We start from the raw sequence: 1,182 nt of genomic DNA on the forward strand, positions 1-1,182 counted from the left end.
GCGATGCGGTCCATCATGGTGGGTCGGTGAGCAGTTCTTCGGCCCCGGGCGGGCAACCCTCGCACGAGGAGCGGCGCCCTTCCGCTCGGACGGACTACGCGGGCGCGGTGTACGGCTCGTTGCTCGCGGCGTCCGTGGTGGCCACGGCCGGTAGCGTCGGTGGTTTCCCGCGGCTTCAGCTGATCGTGCTGCTGCTGGTCACGGGCGTGGTGTTCTGGGCGGCGCACGTGTACGCGCGGGTCGCCGGTGAGCGGGTCGTCGGCAGACCCCTTGACCACCGGGAGGTGCGGCGGGTCGCGGGACACGAGTGGTCCATCGTGGAGGCCGCGGTGCTGCCCGCGGCGGCGGTGGCGACCGGCCCGCTGCTCGGGGCGGACCGGGCCGGCACGGCCTGGCTGGCTCTGGCCGTGGCGGTGGCCCAGCAGGTCCTCTGGGCGGCCCTCGGCGCGCTCCGGGCGGGCGCGTCCCGCCGGATGGCAGCCGCGGAGGGCGTCGTCAACCTGTTGCTCGGCCTCGTCATCGTCGCGGCCAAGGCGGCGCTGGGGCACTGACCCTCGCACGCCCAGCCCCGTGGGGCACTCGGCGTCCCCGGTGGAGCGCCGCGAGAAGCCGATCACCTGGGGTGTCAGGGTGTTCGCCGCGGCATGCGGGGCATGCGGTTCGAGTACGGGAAGGACTTTCCCGCCCCGGTCCGCTTGGCCGGGCTACGCTTCGACAGCCCTCACTCACGCCCGGGTCCTGGCACGGTGTCGGTGGCCGTGGACCCGGCAACGAACACCGCTGAGCCCATGCTCGGCGGCGGGCAGGTGAGCGCACTCCCTCTCCCCTTGAGGGCTCGGGCGCTGACGGTCGCTGATCGCTGGGTGAGCAGTGGGTAAACGCTCAACACCGTGAGCCCGGTGTTCTCAGCAGAGGAGGACCGCTCGGAGCCGCTGGCGTCGTGCCACCGCGAGTCACTGCGCGTAGCGGACGAACTGGGCGCAAGGACAGTCGCGTTCCCGGCCATCTCCACGGGCGTCTACCGCTGGCCGATGGAGGACGCGGCCCGCATCGCGGTGGAGACGGTGCGGGCGACGGAGACGCGGGTGGAGGAGGTCCGCTTCGTCCTCTTCGACGAGCGGGCGTCCGAGGCCCTCGCCGCGCGGGTGGGGTGACTGACCCGCCTCGCCACCGAGAGTGTTT

General features: G+C 73.2%; 1 protein-coding gene and 1 pseudogene. Both read left to right on the forward strand.

From position 1 onward, the window contains the following. Positions 1-26: 26 nt before the first annotated feature. On the forward strand, positions 27-551 hold the full coding sequence (locus ACX9I7_RS32615; RefSeq protein WP_459389401.1) for a hypothetical protein: 525 nt from the start codon (positions 27-29) through the stop codon (positions 549-551). 330 nt (positions 552-881) lie between these two features. Beyond that, positions 882-1,154, forward strand: a pseudogene (locus tag ACX9I7_RS32620) (macro domain-containing protein); the annotation flags it as partial. Between the last annotated feature and the right edge of the window lie 28 nt (positions 1,155-1,182).

Source organism: Streptomyces sp. L500, assembly GCF_054551825.1.